The organism is Vreelandella andesensis (genome assembly GCF_003989795.1).
Taxonomy (GTDB): Bacteria; Pseudomonadota; Gammaproteobacteria; order Pseudomonadales; family Halomonadaceae; genus Vreelandella; species Vreelandella andesensis.
Map to the genome: position 1 here is coordinate 18111 of NZ_RZHG01000022.1, position 18224 is coordinate 36334.

At 49.6% G+C, this 18224-nt stretch carries 18 protein-coding genes; 12 read left to right on the plus strand and 6 right to left on the minus strand.

Annotated elements, in window-relative coordinates:
• Nucleotides 1-53: 53 nt before the first annotated feature.
• From ELY33_RS12785 to ELY33_RS12820, 8 genes are all read left to right on the plus strand, one after another.
• On the plus strand, nucleotides 54-1166 hold the full coding sequence (locus tag ELY33_RS12785) for a hypothetical protein (RefSeq protein WP_126948301.1): 1113 nt from the start codon (nucleotides 54-56) through the stop codon (nucleotides 1164-1166).
• A gap of 25 nt (nucleotides 1167-1191) precedes the next feature.
• On the plus strand, nucleotides 1192-4059 hold the full coding sequence (locus tag ELY33_RS12790) for a bifunctional diguanylate cyclase/phosphodiesterase (RefSeq protein ID WP_126948302.1): 2868 nt from the start codon (nucleotides 1192-1194) through the stop codon (nucleotides 4057-4059).
• A 27-nt stretch (nucleotides 4060-4086) separates the two neighbouring features.
• Nucleotides 4087-4923 (plus strand): PEP-CTERM/exosortase system-associated acyltransferase, encoded by an 837-nt coding sequence (locus ELY33_RS12795; RefSeq protein ID WP_126948303.1) that lies wholly within the window; start codon nucleotides 4087-4089, stop codon nucleotides 4921-4923.
• A gap of 368 nt (nucleotides 4924-5291) precedes the next feature.
• On the plus strand, nucleotides 5292-6302 hold the full coding sequence (locus ELY33_RS12800) for a TRAP transporter substrate-binding protein (RefSeq protein ID WP_126948304.1): 1011 nt from the start codon (nucleotides 5292-5294) through the stop codon (nucleotides 6300-6302).
• A gap of 81 nt (nucleotides 6303-6383) precedes the next feature.
• A complete protein-coding gene (locus ELY33_RS12805) occupies nucleotides 6384-6887 on the plus strand; it encodes a TRAP transporter small permease (protein ID WP_126948305.1) in 504 nt (167 codons plus the stop codon).
• 4 nt (nucleotides 6888-6891) lie between these two features.
• Nucleotides 6892-8172, plus strand: coding sequence for a TRAP transporter large permease (locus ELY33_RS12810; protein ID WP_126948306.1), 1281 nt, complete (start codon nucleotides 6892-6894; stop codon nucleotides 8170-8172).
• A 28-nt stretch (nucleotides 8173-8200) separates the two neighbouring features.
• Entirely contained in the window at nucleotides 8201-9799 is a 1599-nt protein-coding gene (gene ggt / locus ELY33_RS12815; RefSeq protein ID WP_244208608.1) for a gamma-glutamyltransferase, read from the plus strand.
• Between the two features lie 25 nt (nucleotides 9800-9824).
• Nucleotides 9825-10511, plus strand: coding sequence for a TetR/AcrR family transcriptional regulator (locus tag ELY33_RS12820; protein WP_126948308.1), 687 nt, complete (start codon nucleotides 9825-9827; stop codon nucleotides 10509-10511).
• A 259-nt stretch (nucleotides 10512-10770) separates the two neighbouring features.
• Here ELY33_RS12820 and ELY33_RS12825 read toward each other — a convergent pair whose 3' ends face one another.
• On the minus strand, nucleotides 10771-11400 hold the full coding sequence (locus ELY33_RS12825; RefSeq protein ID WP_126948309.1) for a hypothetical protein: 630 nt from the start codon (nucleotides 11398-11400) through the stop codon (nucleotides 10771-10773).
• Nucleotides 11401-11562: 162 nt separating this feature from the next.
• Nucleotides 11563-12294: an oxygen-insensitive NADPH nitroreductase gene (nfsA, locus tag ELY33_RS12830; RefSeq protein ID WP_126948310.1), complete on the minus strand. Its 732-nt coding sequence runs from the start codon at nucleotides 12292-12294 to the stop codon at nucleotides 11563-11565.
• A 178-nt stretch (nucleotides 12295-12472) separates the two neighbouring features.
• On the opposite strand from nfsA, the gene ELY33_RS12835 reads away from it, so the two are divergent.
• A complete protein-coding gene (locus ELY33_RS12835) occupies nucleotides 12473-13240 on the plus strand; it encodes a class I SAM-dependent methyltransferase (RefSeq protein ID WP_126948311.1) in 768 nt (255 codons plus the stop codon).
• Between the two features lie 93 nt (nucleotides 13241-13333).
• On the opposite strand, the gene ELY33_RS12840 is transcribed toward ELY33_RS12835, so the two are convergent.
• Nucleotides 13334-14395 (minus strand): NAD(P)-dependent alcohol dehydrogenase, encoded by a 1062-nt coding sequence (locus ELY33_RS12840; protein WP_126948312.1) that lies wholly within the window; start codon nucleotides 14393-14395, stop codon nucleotides 13334-13336.
• A gap of 194 nt (nucleotides 14396-14589) precedes the next feature.
• Here ELY33_RS12840 and ELY33_RS12845 point away from each other — a divergent pair, with 194 nt between their 5' ends.
• Nucleotides 14590-15486 (plus strand): AraC family transcriptional regulator, encoded by an 897-nt coding sequence (locus ELY33_RS12845; protein ID WP_126948313.1) that lies wholly within the window; start codon nucleotides 14590-14592, stop codon nucleotides 15484-15486.
• Between the two features lie 50 nt (nucleotides 15487-15536).
• On the opposite strand, the gene ELY33_RS12850 is transcribed toward ELY33_RS12845, so the two are convergent.
• Nucleotides 15537-15962 carry a VOC family protein gene (locus tag ELY33_RS12850; protein WP_126948314.1) on the minus strand — a complete coding sequence of 142 codons (426 nt, stop codon included), beginning with the start codon at nucleotides 15960-15962 and terminating at the stop codon, nucleotides 15537-15539.
• Between the two features lie 166 nt (nucleotides 15963-16128).
• Between ELY33_RS12850 and ELY33_RS12855 the strand changes: the two genes are divergently transcribed.
• Nucleotides 16129-16341: a DUF3820 family protein gene (locus tag ELY33_RS12855; protein WP_126948315.1), complete on the plus strand. Its 213-nt coding sequence runs from the start codon at nucleotides 16129-16131 to the stop codon at nucleotides 16339-16341.
• Nucleotides 16342-16352: 11 nt separating this feature from the next.
• Here ELY33_RS12855 and ELY33_RS12860 read toward each other — a convergent pair whose 3' ends face one another.
• Nucleotides 16353-16703 carry a hypothetical protein gene (locus ELY33_RS12860; protein ID WP_126948316.1) on the minus strand — a complete coding sequence of 117 codons (351 nt, stop codon included), beginning with the start codon at nucleotides 16701-16703 and terminating at the stop codon, nucleotides 16353-16355.
• A gap of 224 nt (nucleotides 16704-16927) precedes the next feature.
• Here ELY33_RS12860 and ELY33_RS12865 point away from each other — a divergent pair, with 224 nt between their 5' ends.
• Entirely contained in the window at nucleotides 16928-17695 is a 768-nt protein-coding gene (locus ELY33_RS12865) for a DUF1499 domain-containing protein (RefSeq protein WP_126948317.1), read from the plus strand.
• A gap of 69 nt (nucleotides 17696-17764) precedes the next feature.
• On the opposite strand, the gene ELY33_RS12870 is transcribed toward ELY33_RS12865, so the two are convergent.
• Entirely contained in the window at nucleotides 17765-18127 is a 363-nt protein-coding gene (locus tag ELY33_RS12870) for a ribbon-helix-helix domain-containing protein (protein ID WP_126948318.1), read from the minus strand.
• Nucleotides 18128-18224: the final 97 nt, after the last annotated feature.

An 18224-nucleotide genomic window follows, 5' to 3' on the forward strand; every position in this document is an offset into this window, starting at 1 on the left:
TCACTAGCTTGTTAACGCTGCCAGCATATTCGTCCGCTTGGGCGAACGAAAACATGCTCGACACGTTGCAAGTACATGGGTTTCTAAGCCAGGCGCTTATCATTACCGACGAGAACGATTTCTTCGGCAACAGTAGTGATAATGCGGGCAGCTTGGAGTATACCGAAATCGGTGTTAACGCCTCTGTTCGCCCGCACCGCAATGTGCTGGTGGCCGCTCAGGTGCTCAGTCGACGTGCAGGCGGTGAGGCAAGTGATGCCATCCCAACGCTTGATTACGGCGTGGTGGACTACCAGATGGTCTCTAACCAGCAACGTACGCTTGGCCTTCAGATCGGTAGATTTAAAAACCCCTTCGGTATTTATAACCAAACCCGTGACGTTGCTTTCACGCGACCCAGCATCTTGTTGCCACAGTCGATCTATTTTGATCGAACTCGCTCACTGGGCATTGCGGGCGATGGCGCCAGCATTTATCACGAAGAAAGAACCCAGTCAGGCGTTTTCCGTTTTCAAGCAGGCGTTGGTAACGCACGTATAGAAGACGATGTCGACCTAGCGCTTGGACTCGAGCGTTTCCCGGGTTCGTTCCAAGCGGGCTCTTCTGCGATTGGCCAAATACGCTATGAGGATGATGGTGGGCACTTTTTGATGGCACTCAGCACCGCCAGCGCGAACGCTGACTATGAAGGCTCTCGTTCCCCATTAAATAATGGCAGTTTCCAGTTTCAGCCTTGGGTATTTTCTCTGCAATACAACGACGAGTTGTGGAGTTTGACCTCTGAGTATGCACTGAGATCAATTGAACTCGATGGCTTTAATCCCGCCGTTGATCTGAAAAAAACCGGCGAAAGTTGGTATGTGCAGTATACGCGTCGCATGAACAATGACTGGCAGTGGTTGATTCGCTTTGACCGTTTGGTAAACGACCGCAATGACCGTTCAGGTACTCGCTACGAGCAGAGTGGCTTGGGCCCTGCCCACTCTCAATTTGCTGATGATATTACCTTTGGCGTTCAATGGATGCCCAGACCCAATCTAATGCTGGCGGGCGAATATCATCATGTAAATGGCACTGGCTGGCTACCCTTACACAAAGACGCAGACGCATCGGAAACTAGCCAGCACTGGAATATGCTGCTCTTCCAGCTTTCACTGCGCTTTTAGCATTACCTGAACGGGATACACAGAGATGACCACACGTTCGTTCTCTAAACCGCGCCACCGGCTTAGTTTGACTTGGCGTGTTATCGCGCTGAGCAGTCTATTGCTGTTAGCGCTTGTGGCACTCTTTATCTGGCTAGGTCAATACCATTTAACACAGCAGTTAGAAAGTAGCCGTATAGAAAGCCATGAGCGGCAGCAGCGCGAAATTAGTTTAGCGATGCAGCGCTCATCAGATAACTTACGCCAGTTAGCAGGCTTAACCGCTGCAGCACCAGAGCTTGGAAGTGCGCTTCAAGATAATAACCAAGATGAATTGGCCGATGTGTTAAGAGCACAGTGGCCTTCTCTGCAATTAGAAGCTGGGGTTGATGAAGTCTTTGTTTTTAATACTCAAGGAGTGAGAGTTGGCTATTCAGGTACCAACGCCCCGCTCGCTGACCTGCCTATTCAAGGTTGGATAGGCAGTGTGCTGACAACTGAGTCCCCCATTACAACGCTGCGCTGCGCAATGACATGCCAACAATTCGCTGCGGTGCCCGTTCTTATGGAGGGCGCTAGTATCGGAATGGTAGTGTTATCGCGCTCATTAGCTGACGTTACGCGGCAAGCTAAAGAAGTCTCCAATAGCGAAATAGCGCTGATGGTGACAGGCCGTATTGCTGGACAAACACCTGCCGAAGCCCCTCTTCTAGCAGACTGGAACGGCCATATTCTAGCGCTTACAAACCGCGATCAAACACTCTCGGTACTTCAACGCGCCTCTAAAGATGTCTTGCTGAATCAATTGGTTCATATGCCCTTCAGCCTTGACTTCATGGGCCGTTATTTTGAATTAAGCGCAGTGTATATGGAGGAGGACGCCGACTGGCGCAGCACCGGTTATTTACTGCTTATTTCAGATATTACTCCCCAGATCGCGGCCATTCGAACAGCCACAAATACACTACTGGTGGTGGGCCTAATGGGTTGGTTAGCCGCCGAGTTATTGTTGCTGATTATTCTATTGGGTCCGATGGCTCGATTGCGCCGAGTCGCTGGCTTATTGCCCGCCCTGGCGAATGGTGATTTTAGTCGTGTAAGGGAGAAACTACCCTACTCTTGGCGGTACTTTTCCAATGAAATTGATAGTTTGGAAGATTCTACCCGTGAGCTTTCCAATCAGTTAGAAGCATTGGAACACAGCGTACAAGAGCATAGCGGCCAGCTGGCCGAACGCGTTGATGAGCTAGCCAAAGAGCGTGATTTTGTTAATAGCCTGCTTGACACCGCACAAGTCTTTATTGTTGTTCAAAATAGTGCGGGACGTATCCAACTGATTAATGACTACACACTAGAAAGGTTAGGGTTAAAAGACGCCGATATTATTGGACGCCATTTCTCTGACATTTTTGATCAATATGCTCGCTTTGAATTACCAGGCAACAACGAGGATGAAACTGATAGCGAGAGTGATGCTCATGGGCTTACTTTGCCTCACCTCGGCACTCCTAACCAGGAAGAAAAAACATTTCAAACTGTGGACAAACGCTCTTTTACCGTCGTTTGGTATCACGCATTTTTAGCAAATAGTAATAACCACAATGCGTCCCAGATATCCGTAGGACTAGACATTACTGAGCGTAAAGCCGCTGAGGCACGCTTGATGTGGCTTGCTGAACACGACCCGCTCACCGAGCTCTATAATCGTCGCTATTTTCAAGACGCCCTACAGCGCACTATTAGTAGTCAAGCCGAAGGCGCAGTGCTGCTGCTAGATCTAAACCAATTCAAAGAAATCAACGAACTCAGTGGCCACCATGTGGGCGACTGTTTATTACGAGAAGTCGCTGACACGCTCTCTCTAAACCTCGGTCAGCGCAGCATTATTGCCCGCCTCGGTGGTGACGAGTTTGCTCTGCTGCTAGAAGATATTAGCAGCGAACAGGCCATTAACGTGGCAGAGTACATTTCTCAGCTACTGGACGGCCTTGGCTTTACAGCCGCCGGAAGAAAGCATCATGTTTCTGCCAGCATTGGTATCGCACTGTTCCCCGTTAATGGCCAGACGCCGGCTGACCTGTTAGCCAGTGCCGATATGGCCATGTACAAAGCAAAAGAGAGTGGCAATCAGAACTGGCATCTTCTCAGGCAGGCAGAAAATGCTAAAGATGAGCTTCAAGAACGCGTCTATTGGGTAGAGCGACTGCACAAAGCACTAGAAAACGACGAATTCGAACTGTGGGCACAGCCCATTGTACGGTTGAAAGACCGCGACATTAAGCATTACGAAGTGTTGCTACGTATGCGCAACGACGATGGCAGCTTGGTCTCTCCCGCACAATTTATACCCGTTGCAGAGCAAAGCGGTTTAATAGTTCAAGTGGACCGTTGGGTCCTGCGCCACAGCTTAGAAGTACTGACATCGTTACAAAAAGAGGGGTTATCTCTGGCTGTGAATTTATCAGGCCAATCTTTACATGATTTAGATTTAAAACAATATCTGGCAGAGCAATTAAAAATAAGCGGTGCTGACCCCCACCATCTAATTTTAGAGGTAACCGAAACGGCCGCTATTACGGATTTCTCAACAGCTAGCAATGTACTGCAAACTGTAAGAGACTTAGGCTGCCGAACTGCACTAGATGACTTTGGAATTGGATTTAGTAGTTTTCACTATCTAAGCCAGCTCCCTGTAGACTATATTAAAATCGATGGCTCTTTTATTCGCAGCTTACTTATCGATAAAGATAGCCACACGCTTGTCAAAGCGTTTGCCGATATAGCAAGAGGCTTTGGTAAGCAAACTATCGCTGAGTTTGTTGATCAAGAAGCACTAATACCTGTACTTCTTTCCTATGGCATTCAGTATGGGCAGGGTTACCACTTAGGCAAACCTGAAAAAATTCAACTTTAGTAAGCCGCACTCAAAAGGAAGCAACAGATGCTAGCAGGGAAAACTATCCAAAAGAGTGAGCTTGACGCTAAAAGCAATCATAAGGGAATGATTGATAAATTTATCGACGAATATCATTTTTTTATTGCTAACACCGATGACCAAAAGCGCCGCGCTTTTCGACTTCGGCATGATGTTTTTTTGAAAGAATTTAATTATGAGATGCATGAAGATAAGGCACAACTGTACGAGTCTGATGAGTACGATAATTATTCAGTTCATTGCCTTATAGAACACAAACGTAGCGGCATTCTTGCAGGCTGTGTTCGATTAGTTATGCCCTTAGCCGATAACGTTAACCCAACCGATCACTTGCCTGTACAAAAAAAGGGGGAGCAGTTACTTAGCCATCCCACCTTAACGCCGTTTATGCTACCTACGCTTGAGACATGCGAAGTATCACGGTTAGCCATTTCTAAAAACTTTAGAACGCGAAAAGCCAACACCTCAGAAGAAGCAGTGGGTGGAGAAATCGTTTTATTTTCACAAGATGAGGCAAAAACATTCTCACTCGTCGCACTAGGACTTTTTTTATGCACCTACTCTATTGTTGGCTTAACTAATCGCCGTCATGTGTTTGCCATGATGGAGCCTCGTCTGCCCCGTTTATTGGCAATATCAGGTTTTAAATTTACCAAAGTGAGTGAGCCGATTGTGTATCACGGAACTCGCCATGCTTACTACATCGACTATCATGTGGCGAAACAGGAAATGAGCGAGCGTCTGATGCCGTTATACGAACATATCGTAAAAACATTAAAGCCTCAGATCGCTCACACATTTATTTCTAAAGAACCACTGAACAACTCGTCGATTAGCCGTTGATATGCTCAGCACAACAAATTCCACGTCTCAGCAGTTTAATTTCCGACTAACGTAGGCAGCCTATTTATTACCCTGGTAGCTGGCCTATCCGGCTGCCAGGCCAGATTCAAGACGCATTCACTTGATCAATCAGGCGCCCGAAGCTGGCGTGACGAGTGGCGCCAGGCCATCGAACGAATTCGCACCACATTGAGCCCTCTGGCACAAAGTTGGTGCGAATTTATGCATAGGTATGTTCATAACCCCTTAAAATCTCTCATGTTTAAATATGGCACGATGCTTGCATTAAAATTTAAGTAAGTAAATAGTTACTTAACCCGCTCTCTGTAGGGCACTTTCTGAACGGGAGCAATGGCAAGGATCACACCATGAAAAAGCAACTTAAAAACATGAAGATGAAGGCTCTCGCTTATAGTTTTGCGTTGGGCGCCTTGGTACACACCGGCATGGCGAGTGCCAATATCAATATCAAGTTCCACCATGACTTGCCTGAAGATAGTGCACAACACTTAGCTGCTGAGCGCTTCAGGGACGCTGTGGCAGAACGCAGCGGCGGTGATATTTCAGTAAAAATTTTCCCCAATAACACCCTAGGTGATGATGTCGAAGTCACTCAGCAGTTGCAGATGGGAGCTGTGGAAGCAGCGATTATTCCGACTGCCAAGCTATCGGGCTTCGTTCCCGCCATGCAGATTGTCGACCTGCCTTTCTTATTCCCTTCTCCTGATGCAGCCCACGCCGTTCTCGATGGGCAGGCCGGTAATGATCTATTGGCGACCGTGGAGCAGGTGGGTCTGAAGGGGGTTACTTTCTGGGAAAGTGGTTTCAAGCAATTTACTTGTGACCAACCTGTTAACGGCCCGGAAGATTTCGCAGGACAAAAGGTACGTGTGATGCAAAGCCCTATCATCATGGAGCAATTTAAGGCGATGGACGCCAATCCGGTACCGATTGCCTTTGGCGAAACCTATAACGCGCTGCAACAACGAATTGTCGATTGTCAGGAAAATCCGCTGGTATCGATTACACAAATGAAATTTTATGAAGTGCAGTCCGATGTAATCATCAGCAACCACGCGTATCTAGCCTATGCATTTCTGTTTAGCCAGCGTTGGTTCGATAGCCTGAGCCCTGAAAACCAAGCGCTATTGACCGATGTTGCCCGTGAAACCACTGCATTCCAGCGTGAAGAAACCGCACGCCGTGAAACAGGTTACATTGCCACTATCGAAGCTAGTGGTACTAACGTCAGTACATTGGATGATGCCCAGCTGAACGCTTTCAGAGAGGCGACAGCGTCGGTGCACGACGCGTTTGCCAGTGAAATTGGCGCGGATCTAATGGCGGAATTCCAGCAAGCTATTGCTGATATCGAATAGTAGCGCAACCCATTAAAGGGCTGGTCGGTTATCCCGGCAGCCCTTTCTTCTCCTTTGTTTTCATTGCTGGTGGAGTCCGCTATGCGCAAACTTGATCGCCTAATATCGCGTGCCGAGGAGGTTTTGATTGGCCTGCTGATTTTATCTGCCTCTTTTATTCTTTTCGCTAATGTCATTGCACGCTACGTGTTCAACGATGGTTTTTCATGGGCGGAGGAACTGGTCCGTTACCAAATTGTATGGATGGTGATGCTTGGAGCTAGTGTCGCTGCGCGGCAAGGGATTCATATCGGCATCGATATTCTGCAAAGGTTTAGTCCTCCACGTTTGGCGAAGTGGATAGAATTGCTCGTTCATGCAGTTTCCATCGCTTTCTGCCTCTTTCTGGTGTTTTACGGTATCCAGTTAACTGAGCAAACCCACAGGTTCGGTCAGGTGAGCTCTGCTCTGCAAGCCCCCATGTGGATCGTTCAGTTGGCTATTCCAGTAGGCGCTCTATTGATGTGCATTCGCTTTACCCAGCATTTCTTGCGGACGTTGCTTGGTCGAGAGCAAGCCTCTGCCCACCTTGATCAAATCGGATAAGCGCATGGTTATCACATTCCTGATTCTATTGGCTGTGTTGATGTTAGTAGGAACGCCCATCTTTATTGCGTTGGCGGGTTCCGTTACGGTAGCAATGGGGAGCTTTAGCCATATCCCTTTGGCCATCGTGGCCGAGCGCTTGTTTGCCGGGTTGGATAAGTTTCCGCTGATGGCCATACCCTTTTTTATTCTCACTGGCAGCTTGATGAGTGCAGGTGGGTTATCGCAGCGTATTATTCGCTTTGCCAACTTGTTAGTGGGACGCTTTACCGGTGGTATGGGGATGACGGCGGTATCAGCGAGCATGTTTTTTGGTGCTATCTCTGGATCTAGCCCGGCCACCGTTGTGTCGGTTGGATCATTGCTGTATCCGGCAATGCGCAAGGAGGGATATTCCGGTCCATTTTCGATCGGCGTGCTGGTGTCTTCCGGGTCATTGGGGATAATCATTCCCCCTTCGGTAGTAATGATTGTCTACGCCGCCGTCACTGGGGTGTCGGTGGGTGCGCTGTTCATGGCTGGGGTGGGCGCTGGTTTGTTATACGCAGCATGCCTACTGCCCTACTGTTGGTACCGCGCCAAGAAGGACGGTGTAACCCCTATGGAGCCGCCTAGTTGGAATGAGGTTCTAGTCGGATTGAAAGATGCTTCATGGGGGTTAGGTGTTCCTCTCGTCGTCTTGGGTGGGATTTATCTCGGTATCTTTACTCCCACTGAAGCATCCGCTGTATCAGTGATATATGCACTATTTGTCTCAGCCCTGATTTATCGTGAAAAGAGCTTTGCAGAGTTATTTCAAAGCATGATTGAAGCGGCGACGACAACGGCTCAGGTAATGATTATTCTTTCTGCTGCCTCGGTGCTGGCTTGGTTTCTTTCCAGTAATGGCCTAGCCGCAATGTTGGCAAACTCTATCTTGTCGCTATCCGACAATCCGTATCATATTTTCCTGCTGATCAATGTTGTGGTACTGATTGCAGGTATGTTCCTTGATGCATCCTCCCTTATGGTGATTCTCGCCCCCCTGTTTTACACAGTTGGCATACGCGTTGGTATTGACCCTGTTCACCTAGGGGCAGTGCTGACCGTGAATGGAGCTATTGGTATGTTTACCCCGCCATTTGGTCTCAATCTGTTTGTGGCGAGCACTATCAGTGGAGTCGATTATGTCCAGGCGGTACGTGGCGCGGTGCCCTTTATTGGCATTGCTCTACTTGCCTTGATATTGCTGACCTATATCCCCGCGATCAGCATGTGGCTACCCAATGTGGTGTATGGCGGCTAAATAAACAGCCAGAATAAGGATTGTAGCAATGTCCTCAAGTATAACGTCATCAGCGCTAGCACATTCCCAAGAAGGGGTTGTAACCAGTCCACATACACTGGCAACCGAAGCGGGTCTTGAAACACTTCGTAAAGGTGGAAATGCGGTTGAGGCTGCGATCACCATGGGTGCCTGTCTGGCAGTGTCTTGTCCCCATTTTACCGGCCTTGGCGGCGATGCCTTCATGATCATTGCGGATGCAAATGGTGGTGTGCAAACCTTGTCAGGCATTGGCCAGGCGCCACAAGCTAGGCTGAAATTACCTGTCGGCTTGCCTGCTAGGGGGCCAGGCTCCATGTTAACGACGGCTGCCACAGTCGATACATGGGGGCAGGCACATGAGATTTCTCGTCAGAGCTGTGGTGGTAAGATGGGCTGGAAAGCACTGTTGGAGCCAGCGATACGGCTAGCGAAAGAAGGCTTCCCAGTGACCCCCTCGCAGCGCTTTTGGCTTGATTTTCGTCGCGATGACATGGCGATGATGCCAGGCGTACGAGAGCACTTTATGCCAGACGGGAGGATTCCCCGAGAAGGGGAATTGCTGCGCCAACCACAGCTGGCCGCTTCACTGCAGTCTATCGCGACCCACGGTTACCGAGATTTCTATGAAGGGCAGCTGGGTGCGAAAATTGCTGCTGGGCTGGCAGCCGCAGGGTCTCCGCTCACAGGTGCTGACCTAGCGGCTACTCGAGCACGAATAGAACAGCCGCTGTCTGTTACCTACCGTGGTGGCGAGCTTCTAGCTCATCGTCCCCCTACCCAGGGTATGACAACTCTCGAGATAATGGGCATCTTGGAGCGTTTTGACCTCTCCATGATCAAGGAAGGCAGCGCTGATTATTACCACCTGCTGGTTGAAGCGATAAAACGCGCTTTTCTGGATCGTAATCAATATCTTGCTGATCCCGATTTCACCTCGGTACCGTTTGAAAGGTTGCTATCGCCTGCCCATCTTGAGGCTGAAGCGGCAAAAGTGGAGGCAGGGAAAGCATTGGATTGGCCCTTCGCTTATCAACATGGCGATACGGTTTATCTGGCGGCCGCTGATCGTTTCGGTAATGCCGTCTCAATGTTACAGACAGTTTATTATGATTGGGGCAGCGGTATCAGTGTTGGTGATACGGGGATTTTGTGGCATAACCGCGGTGCGGCGTTCAGTCTTGATCCTGCTCATCCGAATGCGCTTGCCCCCGGAAAACGCCCTTTCCATACCCTTAACCCCGGCATGTACCGTATCGATGGAAAGCCTCGTTTACTTTACGGCACTCAAGGCGCTGATGGACAACCACAAACCCTCGCTGCCGTGCTAACCCGCTTGATAGACTATGGGATGGATCCGCTCAGTGCACTTAAAGCGCCGCGCTTTCTATTGGGGCGGACCTTTTCTGATGGCCGCGACACGTTAAAACTGGAGCAGAATGCGGGAGAGTCTGTTTTCGCCGAATTGACCCGGCGCGGTCATCAGGTGAGCCCACTACCCGCGCAGAGTGCCTTGGCTGGCCACTCCGGCGCGGTCGTTATCGACCCAGCAAATGGCTATTCCGCGGCCCACGACCCACGTAGCGATGGCATTGCGTTAGGACTTTAGTACCGAGAGGAACAAGGATGCGTATATGACAAAAAGCGATGTGCTTGATGTTAAACAGGGTTCTCGTACCGGGAGCAAAAACCGCCGTAATGCTCATGAAACACGCGAACGTCTGTTTCAGGCAGCGACTCAAGAGTTTTCCGAACGCGGCTACGATGGCGCTCGTATGGAACGTATCGTGCGTGCAGCTGATTGTAATGTGCGCATGGTTTATCACTACTTCGATGACAAGGAGAGTCTTTACCTGGCTGTTTTAGAACGTGTCTATAAGGAGTTGCGCGCCAAGGAGCAAGAACTCAACCTAAGCAATCTTGAGCCTGTTGCGGGTATGCGTGCACTGGTCGAATTTACTTTTGATCACATGGCAAAGCATCCAGAATTCACAAGCTTGGTACGTAACGAAAACCTGTTGGGTGGGCGCATGCTGCGCAAATCGAGCAAGGTCGTTCAGCAAACAACACCGCTTGTAGGCATGATCCGGGACACCTTAAAGCGAGGGGAGGCGGCAGGGTTGTTCCGCACGGCTGTAGACCCTATCCAGCTTTATATTTCGATCCTGTCGCTATCAATCATTCACATCAATCAACGCGACACCCTATCTATTATCTTCGAGCAGGATCTAACTGATCCGGGATGGCTTATCGAGCGGCGTGCCCATGCGGTCGAGATAATACTTTCTTATCTATGTATTGAGCCTCGTATGACCCAATGATCTAGTCACTAAGCACTGCGTCCATGCGTGAAGATTTCCCTTGAGCTTGTCGCAGATCGGACGCTTGATAAACATCTGCAGTGTGTCCTCAATCCGGCATGGCAGCCGAAAAATACGGCTGCCAAGTACGAAAGCCACCGGCAGTGGCTAGACATGGATCGCAGAGACAACACTCGGGCAGATTAAACGCTTTAGTAGCCCAAGCGAATTATTCAGCGTTTCCCTAAATTTGTTTATTAAAACCTGTTCACTCGCCCATTTAAGAAAGCGACGCTTGTCTAAAATCCTTAACTGAAACGCTGGCGAACTTCTCTAAAAAAAACACCAGCGTTTCAGGGTGCTGGAAGTGGCGTTCAAATGTCTCTTGACCATTTTTTCCACGCCGAGTCACTTTGGCATGATAGTGGTTGCCTACTTTAGTGACATTAACGCTATTTTCTTGCTCACCTTCGCAATGAACAGCAGACAAAGGCGAAGTGCTATCAAGCAATTGGGTAAGCTGCTTGGCAGCGTCTGCTTCTACTGGCGTAGCCCACAAGGGTTGATCACGCTTGCCGTAGTGAAACAGCACAATAATCAGCATTACCGAGAAGATACTGCTGGTTAGCATCCAGGTGAGCGCAACGTTGGAAACGGGCATCGTGAAGATCACCCACAGCTGACCTACTGCCATGATTGCCAGTACCACGGCTAGAGGTTGCCACATGCGGGGGTTCATAAACCCACGTTTGAGTATGAAGCCCCACAGCCCCATAACGGCTAACGCTCCCAATAAAAGGTGAGCCACTGCAAATGGTGTTCCCCCGCCGGATAGAATGGCAACTAACCCAATCAGTGGAAGCAGGCTGTAAAAAGCCGCTAGCAGATAATAAGCGCGCTGAAGGTTCATCAATAGCTCCTTTTATTGTTATCGGCACTACCCTTGATATGCAATCAGTATAGATGAACACCGTCGGCGTGCAGCGCCAGAAGACTGACCTTTTAAACGCCCCAATACACGGTGACGTTAACCTACCTCACGTTCATCTCTTTTTTACAACTAGATCGATTGTTACTTCATTTCAAAGCCACGCTTAACTAAAAAGTCACGCATGTGAGGACGCAGCTTTGAATCGAACAGTGGCGTCAGATTATGTGACCAGTCCGTTGTTTTGTTACCCGTGCTGCGTGCCTGATAGTACGCTTGCATAGTGCTGTCAAACGCCTCAACTTGCTCAGTATCATCACAGTAAACATCTTCCTTGAGAATGGCCTCTACCGGTAGCCGCGGCTTGACCTCGGGATTATGGGCCGGATAGCCAAGGCACATGCCAAACACTGGGTATACATGGTCGGGCAAGTGCAACAGCTCGCTGATCGCTTGAGGGTTATTGCGGATACCACCGATATAACAAATCCCAAGCCCTTCGGATTCAGCGGCCACGGCAACGTTTTGTGCCATCAGGGCAGTATCAACGGTGGCGACCAATAGCTGCTCTGTCATACCTCGTTCAACGTTGGCGCCTGTTCGCTCAGAAGCCTCTGTGGGGCGCTTCATGTCCGCACAAAATACTAAAAAGACCGCGCTACTGGCGACATACCCTTGCCCCCCCGCGTATTCCGCTATCTTTTCGCGATTAGCGGAATCTTTGACGTTAATAACAGTGTAGGCCTGCACATGGCTCGATGTTGCTGCGGCCTGGCCCGCTTTAATGAGCGATAACAACAGCTCGCGCGGAATTTCCTGGTCGGTAAACTTGCGTATGGAACGGTGGGATTGAAGCAGTTTGATGACATCATTCATTTTGTCTCGCCTTTTAATGCTTGATATAACGGTTATTACTACTAAGTTGCCCCGCCTGTTCGGGAGCTCAATGCTTTTGCTCCTGAATTCAGGCTTAACGCAGGCAATTGATAGCAAGCTATAATAAATGAAACCATAGGGTCATCCCTAAGATAAATAACGCCGCTAGGAAGCCAATATGTCTAATGCCCCCCACACACCGCCAGGGCAGGAATGGAATGCCAGCCACTATGCGGAACACGCGAATTTCGTTCCCACGCTGGGAAGCGAAGTAATGAAACTTTTAGCGCCACAGCCTGGGCAGCGTCTATTGGATCTTGGCTGTGGTGATGGCGCGCTCACCGAACGCATTATGCAATTAGGTGCTGATGTGTTGGGTGTCGACGCTTCTGCTGATATGGTTGCCGCCGCCCAACAACGGGGGGTAAACGCACGGGTTGTCGATGGGCACCAGCTACCCTTTGACCATGAATTCGATGCGGTCTTCAGTAACGCCGCACTTCACTGGATGCTAGACCCACAAACGGTACTGGCTGGTGTGAAACGCGCCCTAAAGCCAGGCGGGCGGTTTGTTGCAGAGTTTGGTGGACATGGCAACGTGGCCGCCATTTGCACAGCGCTTATTGCCTCGCTTCAGTTTCGTGGAATTAGCTCACGTGGCCGTCATCCTTGGTACTTTCCCACTTCGGAAGAGTACACACATCTGCTTCAAACAGTAGGCTTTCATATTGATTCTATCGAGTTAATACCTCGCCCCACACCGCTACCCACCGGTATTGCAGGCTGGCTCGAAACCTTTGCAAGTCCGTTTTTGCATGGGTTAGACGAAGATCTGAAAGTCGCCATTATTGATAATACAATTAATCTGCTCTCCCACAGCTTAAGTGATAGTCAAGGTAACTGGACAGCCGATTACGTCAGGCTGCGAGTCTCTGCCCACGTGTGATGGCCTAGATGCTCAACAGCACCCGCACGATACCCCCACCGTTGAAGAACGATGGGGGTATTTTTAGGGCACTGGGCTAGCGGTTGGAATTCGTTACGCAGCGGTATTTTTCAGTGTTGCCATATCAATAACGAAGCGATAACGCACGTCACCTTTCTCCATACGCTCAAAGCCTTCATTGATGTTGTTAATGTCCAACATCTCAATATCGCAGGTGATATTTTGATCGGCACACAGCTTGAGGAGCTCTTCTGTTTCAGCAATACCACCTATCAGTGAACCAGCCACCACGCGACGCTTAAACACTAAATTGAAGGCTTCAATAGCCGGCTCAATTGGTTCTAGCAGGCCGACAATAATATGCGTGCCGTTGTAGTTAAGAGAAGCAAGGTAAGGATTTATGTCGTGCTGAACCGGCACGGTATCCAGCATGAAGTCGAATGTTTCAGCGACAGCATCCATTTGCGCTTTGTCACTGGACACCACAACGTGATCCGCACCATTGCGCTTGGCTTCTTCTACCTTGGCATCCGAGCGAGTAAACACAGTGACTTCCGCACCAAGTGCTTTGGCCAATTTCACGCCCATATGACCAAGGCCGCCCATGCCTATTACGCCTACTTTATGGCCTTTGCCAACACCATGGTGTTTAAGTGGTGAATAAGTCGTGACGCCCGCACAAAGAATAGGTGCCGCAGATGCTAGATCAATACCTTCAGGCATTTGCAGCACAAAATGCTCACTCACCACGATGGCATCTGAGTAGCCGCCTTGGGTTAGCGTGCCATCTTGGCGATCAGGGCTGCCGTAGGTCATCGTGAAACCTTTCAGGCAGTATTGTTCCACACCATCTTTACAAGCAGAGCAGGTGCGGCAAGAGTCGACCATACAACCCACGCCGACTAAGTCGCCCGCTTTAAAGCGTGTCACTTCAGCGCCAACGGCGGTCACACGGCCCACTATTTCATGGCCAGGTACCACAGGATATTGGCTCATGCCCCAGTCATTCTTGGCAAAGTGCAGGTCACTATGGCAAACACCACAGTATAGAATTTCAATGGCAACATCGTCCGGACGTGGCTCACGACGATCAAAGGTGAACGGCGCGAGTGGTTTATCCGCAGAAAAAGCAGCGTAAGATTTTACTTGGCTCATGGAAACTCCTTAATAAGCATTCCGCACATGCGAAATAGTACATCCATTATTCGCTGCAAGACGTCAGATAGCGATGAACGAAGCTACGTATTTTTTGCTTATTTCTCTTTTTATATGCAATAAAATAACAAAAAAACTCAAAAAAACATCATAATTATCGCTCGGTCTACTCTTCAAACAGATTAGGAATTCCCATGGTGGCCAGTACCGCTCTCGCAGGCAATGCACTCGCTGATTTGATCTCACCGCTAGTCACAGGTAACGGGTTAAGCGTTTCTCGGTTGCCCAGAGTGAGGCTGCTTTGCTTGGGGCGACGTCAGGAACGAACCCCGTTAATGTACGAGCCTAGCCTAATCATCATCGCCCAAGGCCGCAAAATAGGCTATCTCGGCGACCGTGAGATTCACTACAACCCTGGCCACTATCTCGTACAAACCCTGCCACTTCCCTTCGAGTGTGAAACCCACAGTTCGCCAGAGGAACCGCTGCTGGGTATATCGGTGAAGTTAGACCCGGCGTTACTGAGTGAAATGGTCACCGCCATGGGTGATATGAGCCAGTCAAGCCTTGCGCCAAAGCCGATGGCTTCAGTAGCGATGAATGATGGTATGCAAGCGGCGGTGATGCGCCTAGCACACGCTCTACACGACGACATAGAGTGCAATGCCATGGGCGAAGCCAGAATAAGAGAAGTGGTATTTGAGGCACTGAAAGGCGAACAAGGCCCTGCGTTACGTGCATTGGTAATAGGTCACGGTCACTATTCACGTATTGTTCACGTGCTATCACACCTACACGCCCGTTTTGCCGAGGACTTTACCGTCGACCAGTTAGCCCAGCATGCCAATATGAGCATATCGACGTTTCACCAGCACTTTAAACAGATAACGCGCTCTTCGCCTGCACAGTATTTAAAGCGGCTGCGCTTACTTAAGGCACAGCAGCTTTTAGTGCAAGATAACCACAACGTGAACCAAGCCGCCCAAGCGGTCGGTTATCGCAGCGTGCCCCAATTTAGCAGAGACTATAAGCGCTATTTTGGCGCGTCGCCGCTGCAACATAGACGCCTGGAACAAGCGTTACGTGCTTAGCAACACCTGCTACACACCCCTACCTTGTTTGGGTGTTTTCCTAAACACACTTATTTAGCAAAAATCTGGCCCTGGTCTTTAAACGCTTTGAACTCCAGGGCATTACCACACGGGTCGAGCAGGAACATGGTGGCCTGCTCACCGACTTCACCTTTAAAGCGAATGTATGGCTCAATCACGAAAGCTGTATCCCGCGCTTTTAAACGCTCGGCCAAGGCTTCCCACTCATCCCACTCTAGAATCACACCAAAATGCGGAACCGGCACGTTATGGCCATCGACTGGGTTAGTGTGGGCACTCTGCTGGCCTGGGGTTTGCGGATGTTCATGAATCACCAGCTGATGGCCAAAAAAATTAAAGTCGACCCAGTGATCACTAGAACGCCCTTCTTCTAAGCCAAATACATCGTTATAAAACGTACGGGCCAGGGCGACATCGTAGACAGGGATGGCTAGATGAAATGGGGAAAGGCTCATGGTTATCTCCTATTACAGCGTTTTTATTCGCCGGGTTATTTTCGCTGGTCAGCCGAGGTGTGCTGCCACTGTGTAGCCATCCTAGATTGCGTCATGTAAAAATAAAATCAATTGTTATTAATCACTGCTAAAACTATCTTTTATCTAATTTAAATGAGCCAAACACATGAATCCCGAAGACCTTGAGAAGTTGGTAACGCGCTCTATGCCCTTTGGCAAGTATGAAGGCTGGCTGATTGCCGACTTGCCCGGCCCCTATTTAAACTGGTTTGCGCGGGAAGGGTTTCCACAAGGAGAAATTGGCCGCCTTCTACATTTAATGCATGAAATTGACCACAATGGATTGAGCGATTTGTTGACCCCACTGCGCAACAACTGATTTACCTAGAATCAAGAGCGACACCACTCGTTAATAGCTTGCTCACGCTCGGAATAGTAAAACGCCTCTTGCTGGGAAGGCGTGTCAGTAAAGCGTCCTAATTCCGCGGCAAGCTCAAAAAACCCCGCCGCCGGCAGCCCCTTGCCGCTCCGACTAACCACTAGCGTAGCAATAAAGGGCTTGCCTGCAGCGGCATCTTCTCTCATTAGCTGTTCGAGCGCCTGCGCAATACGTTGAATAGTTCTGGGCGGCGAAAGGCCTAGCGCATTCGCCGCTTGCTGGTAGGTTATTGGTAACGCATTGCTTGGGGTTGCCGCCAATAAGTCTCGCAAAGAGGACGCTAACGCCGTTGTTAATGTCATGCTTGCTTCAATCTCTTAATTTGGAAGAATGCTCAAATTGTAAAACGTTCAAATTACAAAAAATTACCAGGCACGCCACGTCTATTTGCGTTACAGCGAATATATGCGTTACTGCTAACAGCCGCATAGTAGGGTGTCTGAGCTACCTCGTCTAACGAAGACAACTGCTTTACTGCAACCTATGCTGAGTAGGTCAATATCGTCACTATAATGAGGGAAAACTTATGACAAAGGAGCGCTCAGAACACTCACACAGAGGAGGCATTTGGCCAACGTTGCTGGCTTGGGTCAGCGTTATTGCACTGGTAGTATCAGCGTTGCTAATAGCTAGCGCTGGGCCCGCCTACCGCTGGGAGTTGATTAACCTGGGCAGCGCCTTCAACCTGATGCGCAATGGTGTCTATGCTGCAACTGCTGCCGTGGCGATAAGCATCTTACTGTTGTTGATCAGCGCCTTTACTCGCCGTATGGGCGCAGGCGTAGTGGCCATCTTTGTGATTGCTGCAACCGCCGCCCTGTTATATATGCCTTGGCAGCAGTGGCAGCGTGCTCAGCAGGCGCCCACCATTCATGACATTACCACCGACACCCAACATCCTCCTGAATTTGTCGCACTAAGAGATGCACGCGAAGCATCGCCTAATGCGGTTGATTACCCAGGAGAACAGACAGCGCGCCAGCAAAAAAACGCGTATCCGAATATGCAGGCTTTACAAGTATCCGCGCCCATAGCAACCGTGCTTGCGGCAGCTCAGGCAGAGGTTGAAGCGTCAGGCTGGCAGATCGCAGCGATAACAGATAACACCATCGAAGCGACCGCGACGACCCGCTGGTTTGGCTTTGAAGATGACGTCATTATTCGTCTTACTGAGCAACAAAACGGCGTGCAGGTGGATATGCGTTCAGCATCCCGGCTAGGTGCCAGCGATATCGGTACCAACGCATTACGTATCGAGACCTTCCTCGATAAACTTGGCAAGCGATTGGAGTAGCGGTCTTAGCTGATGCGGGTTTTCTATTGACTGATTTAGCGATAGCAAACGACCCCAGTACAAACAACATCAGTGCATTTGACTGGAACGCGTGGCAGTTTCTCTGCTCAGAATCTGCTGCGCATCCAACGAGCCAATCGCCACCTCCACGTTTTTTGGAATATCACCGCTAAGTTGGAGCGCTTGGTAACGCAGCGCGCAGACACGCAAAAACGACGTGAAATTACCAAGATCGTGCCCCGCATCAATCGACTCATGATAGAGGCGAGTGATGAGCTGGGCCGTGTTCATCCCATCTCGTTGAGCCATTTCTTCTAGAAGGTGCCAGAAGTAGTTTTCCATGCGAACGCTGGTCACCATGCCATCAATGCGCAGCGAATGCGTGGCGCTACGCCATAGCTCAGGATCTGCATCAATAAACAGTTTGCACATCGTTATGCTCTCACTGCCATCGAGCCCTGCAATTGAGCTCTGCTATTAATTAAGTAAATTTAAGCAAGTAAATCCTGAATTCAAGTAAGTAATTTAA

Bases quoted from the DNA above. Each gene is read 5' to 3' on its own strand.
- ELY33_RS12785 (WP_126948301.1), top strand. From the start codon at position 54: ATGCTCGACACGTTGCAAGTACATGGGTTTCTAAGCCAGGCGCTTATC.
- ELY33_RS12790 (WP_126948302.1), top strand. From the start codon at position 1,192: ATGACCACACGTTCGTTCTCTAAACCGCGCCACCGGCTTAGTTTGACT.
- ELY33_RS12795 (WP_126948303.1), top strand. From the start codon at position 4,087: ATGCTAGCAGGGAAAACTATCCAAAAGAGTGAGCTTGACGCTAAAAGC.
- ELY33_RS12800 (WP_126948304.1), top strand. From the start codon at position 5,292: ATGAAAAAGCAACTTAAAAACATGAAGATGAAGGCTCTCGCTTATAGT.
- ELY33_RS12805 (WP_126948305.1), top strand. From the start codon at position 6,384: ATGCGCAAACTTGATCGCCTAATATCGCGTGCCGAGGAGGTTTTGATT.
- ELY33_RS12810 (WP_126948306.1), top strand. From the start codon at position 6,892: ATGGTTATCACATTCCTGATTCTATTGGCTGTGTTGATGTTAGTAGGA.
- ggt (WP_244208608.1), top strand. From the start codon at position 8,201: ATGTCCTCAAGTATAACGTCATCAGCGCTAGCACATTCCCAAGAAGGG.
- ELY33_RS12820 (WP_126948308.1), top strand. From the start codon at position 9,825: ATGACAAAAAGCGATGTGCTTGATGTTAAACAGGGTTCTCGTACCGGG.
- ELY33_RS12825 (WP_126948309.1), bottom strand. From the start codon at position 11,400: ATGAACCTTCAGCGCGCTTATTATCTGCTAGCGGCTTTTTACAGCCTG.
- nfsA (WP_126948310.1), bottom strand. From the start codon at position 12,294: ATGAATGATGTCATCAAACTGCTTCAATCCCACCGTTCCATACGCAAG.
- ELY33_RS12835 (WP_126948311.1), top strand. From the start codon at position 12,473: ATGTCTAATGCCCCCCACACACCGCCAGGGCAGGAATGGAATGCCAGC.
- ELY33_RS12840 (WP_126948312.1), bottom strand. From the start codon at position 14,395: ATGAGCCAAGTAAAATCTTACGCTGCTTTTTCTGCGGATAAACCACTC.
- ELY33_RS12845 (WP_126948313.1), top strand. From the start codon at position 14,590: ATGGTGGCCAGTACCGCTCTCGCAGGCAATGCACTCGCTGATTTGATC.
- ELY33_RS12850 (WP_126948314.1), bottom strand. From the start codon at position 15,962: ATGAGCCTTTCCCCATTTCATCTAGCCATCCCTGTCTACGATGTCGCC.
- ELY33_RS12855 (WP_126948315.1), top strand. From the start codon at position 16,129: ATGAATCCCGAAGACCTTGAGAAGTTGGTAACGCGCTCTATGCCCTTT.
- ELY33_RS12860 (WP_126948316.1), bottom strand. From the start codon at position 16,703: ATGACATTAACAACGGCGTTAGCGTCCTCTTTGCGAGACTTATTGGCG.
- ELY33_RS12865 (WP_126948317.1), top strand. From the start codon at position 16,928: ATGACAAAGGAGCGCTCAGAACACTCACACAGAGGAGGCATTTGGCCA.
- ELY33_RS12870 (WP_126948318.1), bottom strand. From the start codon at position 18,127: ATGTGCAAACTGTTTATTGATGCAGATCCTGAGCTATGGCGTAGCGCC.